The sequence below is a fragment of the Streptomyces sp. NRRL WC-3618 genome (genome assembly GCF_001280005.1).
Classification (GTDB): Bacteria; Actinomycetota; Actinomycetes; order Streptomycetales; family Streptomycetaceae; genus Streptomyces.
This window is the reverse complement of sequence record NZ_LGDW01000185.1, coordinates 1-3,106: the sequence shown is the minus strand read 5'-3', so window position 1 is coordinate 3,106 and position 3,106 is coordinate 1. Positions and strand designations below refer to the sequence as shown.

At 68.4% G+C, this 3,106-nt stretch carries 2 protein-coding genes and 3 pseudogenes; 3 read left to right on the top strand and 2 right to left on the bottom strand.

The features are described from left to right. Positions 1 to 416 precede the first annotated feature (416 nt). Positions 417 to 536 (bottom strand): annotated as a pseudogene (locus ADL01_RS43820) (IS6 family transposase); the annotation flags it as partial. 109 nt (positions 537 to 645) lie between these two features. Continuing rightward, complete coding sequence (locus ADL01_RS18575) at positions 646 to 1,476, bottom strand: intradiol ring-cleavage dioxygenase (RefSeq protein ID WP_199834865.1); 831 nt, start codon at positions 1,474 to 1,476, stop codon at positions 646 to 648. Positions 1,477 to 1,905: 429 nt separating this feature from the next. Here ADL01_RS18575 and ADL01_RS46310 point away from each other — a divergent pair. The 3 genes and pseudogenes from ADL01_RS46310 to ADL01_RS45395 form a co-directional block, all read left to right on the top strand. Next, positions 1,906 to 2,010 (top strand): annotated as a pseudogene (locus ADL01_RS46310) (IS6 family transposase); the annotation flags it as partial. A gap of 294 nt (positions 2,011 to 2,304) precedes the next feature. Then, a complete protein-coding gene (locus tag ADL01_RS18570; RefSeq protein ID WP_234354704.1) occupies positions 2,305 to 2,664 on the top strand; it encodes a hypothetical protein in 360 nt (119 codons plus the stop codon). Positions 2,665 to 2,797: 133 nt separating this feature from the next. Beyond that, a pseudogene (locus ADL01_RS45395) lies at positions 2,798 to 3,106 on the top strand (hypothetical protein); the annotation flags it as partial.

Here is a 3,106-nt window from a genome sequence, read left to right as displayed (position 1 = left end):
CTCGGCGGTCGGGTTCGAGAACAACACGATGGGCGTCAACCAGGTGCTGGCGGTCAGGACCGACGGTGACGGCCGGTCCGGCATGCCGTTGCGCAGGGACTTCTTGAGGACCTCGGCCTCGGCGCTCGCCTGACGCGGTGTCGGTCCGGTGCCGTCGGTGGGTGGGTCACGCCGCAGCCTCCGTGACGTTCCGGCCTGCTGACGCCGTCCTGCTCAACGGCTATGTCTGGACCGCGGACGCCCGCGACCGGATCCAGAAGGCCGTCGCGATTCGCGCGGGCCGATCGTCTGTCTCGGCACCGACGCGGGCGCCCGCCGGTACGTCGGTGAGCAGACGGAGGGGCGTTGTCACGTTGTTGGCTGTGACTGCCTGACGGCGCGTCGGGGCAGGGTGGGCTTGGGAGCCGGGCCTGTGCTCAGGCCGCGGTGGCAAGGCCGGCGACGCCGGTGATCTGCTCCCAGATGGCGAAGCGGACGGTCATCTCGGCTCGGTAGTTGTGTGCGGGCATCAGATGGCGGCGGGGCCGGAAGTGGGGCGGAGCCAAGTGGCAGCTCAGTGCCCCTGTCGGTGGGGCGGGGTGGGAGCCGGAGAGGCTGGATGTAGAGCGCGCGGAATGAACCCCCGAGCCGTTCAGCTGTGACGGGTCACACCGGAACCGTCAGCGTCGCGGTGTACCCCTGCTCGACGGTGCCGGTGACTTTCGCGAGCTGCTGGTTGTAGCCGTCGCTGAAGACCATGTCCGACTCCAGGGAGAGCTCGCTGAGATTCCTCACGCTCTCGCTGTAGCCGTCGGTGGCGTACACCCTGTCGCTCACGTCCTTCGGCAGCGCGAGCTGCGAGGTGTTCGTGATGGACCTGGCCGCGGTGGCGTCGGCCAGGCTGTCGTAGACCTCGAAGTGGACGTGCGGCCAGCGGCCCGGGTAGCAGCCGGGGAAGATGCTCTTGAACGTGACCTGTCCCTTGCCGTCCGCCTCCTGGACGCCGCGCAGGTAGTTCTCGTCCGTCACGCCGTCGTTGTACAGGGAGTACCTGCCCTCCCGGTCGCATTGCCAGATGTAGACGGCGGCGCCCTTCTTGGGGGTGCCGCAGCCGGAGGCGGCGTCCACCACCGTGAGCGTGATCGTCAGGGGCACGCCCTCGGCGGTACCCCCCGCGGAGTCGCCGAAGCTCTGCGTGATGTCGCTGCGGACGACACCGCTCTCCCTCAGGACGTTGACACCGTTGGAACCGTCGCCGGGGAAGGGGCCTTCGGTCTCCTCGGGGATCGTCTCGCACTGAACGGGCGACGACAAGGACGACGGGGAGAGCGACGGGGACGAGGACGCCGTGGTCTCCTCCTCGGAAGTGCAGCCCACCAGCGGCACCAGGCTCACCCCCGCCAGCAGTCGTACCATCCGGCGACGGGCGAGAAGGGGAAGGTCGTAGGAGAGGCCCCGGTCGTGCTCGTGCACTTCTTCCTCGTGGTTTACGGTCATGACAAGACGGTATGGACCGGTTGCTGTAGGCCACCAGGCATCTGGCCTGTCGGTCCCCTACCGATCGACTGTCACCTGCCTGTCACTGCCCGGACCCGTCTGTCGGTGACCAGGCGGGTGACGGTCTTGTAGTGATGGCCGAGTGCCTTCGCGATGACGGGGGCCGGGGCCTGGAGGACGAGCTGACGGATCGCGGAGGTCCTGCGCACTGCGGAGGGACGCCGATCTGACGCAGATGGACTTGGAGCTGACCGGGCTGTCCGGGCTGGCGGCCGGAGAAGAGCCACTGCGAGCTGGCTATTGCCGGACGTGGGAAGGTCTTGGCGGCTTCGGTACGCAGTGTCAGTGCCACGGAGACGGACGTGGGGCGCTGTCACGTTGGCTGGGCGGGCGGGATGATCGCCGGGCTGATCATGCTGGAGGGGTGCCCTCGAGAGCAGGTCGCCGTCGTACAAGGGGCACCGGTACCCGGCCGAGGTCATCTCCCACTGTGTGTGGCTGTACTTCCGCTTCCCGCTCAGCTTCAGTGAGTTGGTGCCATCGTGATTTCCGCTGCTCAGCGGAGCTGGTGTGACGTTTGGGCGAGGTGCTCGTGCTGGTCGGGGTGGAGATCGGTAGCACGTGATCGTCCGTCACGGGTGGTCTCTGGGGTTCCCGGGCGGGAATCACGGGCCGCTGCGTAGGTTCCGTGGCGGGAGGGGTGTGGATGACGGACGTGCTCACGTGGACGATCGAGCGGCGGGTTCAGCTGACCGAACGGGCTGAGCTGCTGCGCAAGGAGCTGGCCGGGCTCGAGGTGGAGGTGGCCCGGCTGGAGGCCGCGCCGAGATGGTGTTCGGGCAGTGGTCCGAGGCGACCGACGGCGGACGCCGGCCGTCGGGCATCGTGGAGCCGGAGCCGGTCGTGGTGGGGCCGGAGCCGGTCGTGGTGGGGCCATGTGCCGGCGGGATGCGTCTGGTGCCGGACTGTGCGGAGGGTATGGGGACAGAGGCCCTCACGCCGGACTATCGGCAGATCATGAAGATCGTGGCCGACGCGGACGGACCGGTGATGGCCAAGGACGTCGCGAGGGCGCTGGGTCGTGAGCTCACGCCGGGCAAGGTCGAGCCGGTCCGGGGGCAGTTGCGCAAACTCGCCGATCGGGGCTGGCTGGCCCGGACCGGATCGGGTCGCTACCTGCCGCGCTGACCGGCCAAGGGCGTCGGCGGACCGGCTGATTCCTGCCGTAACAAGAGGGCCCTCAGCGGAAGTTGGGGTGTTTGTGAAGACAACCAGCCCCACCGAGGGCTCTCAGCATGCTGTCTGCCAGGTTCAGCTTCCGGTGTCGAAGCGGACCCTCGACCTCGTCGGCAATCTGATACGCCGCGAGCGCAACCGGCTGGGCACCCGCTGGCGCAAGGTCCCCGCGGGCACCCAGGGGTTGATCGTGCTCGCCGTTCTCCGCCATGACCAGAGCCTCGCCGACATGGCCGGCGGCAACCAGGTGTCCGCCTCCACCGTGCGCCGCTGGGTGACGGAGGTCCTGCGTCTGCTAGGTCCTGTCTGGAGTTCGGATCTGGAGTTCGGTAGATCGCCTGCGCGTGTGGGCTCGGTCTTGATAAGCCGTCAGTCATGGCGCGAGGCGATCTCA

Coding starts and splice junctions, on each gene's coding strand:
- ADL01_RS18575 (WP_199834865.1), bottom strand. CDS start 1,476: ATGACCGTAAACCACGAGGAAGAAGTGCACGAGCACGACCGGGGCCTC.
- ADL01_RS18570 (WP_234354704.1), top strand. CDS start 2,305: ATGGTGTTCGGGCAGTGGTCCGAGGCGACCGACGGCGGACGCCGGCCG.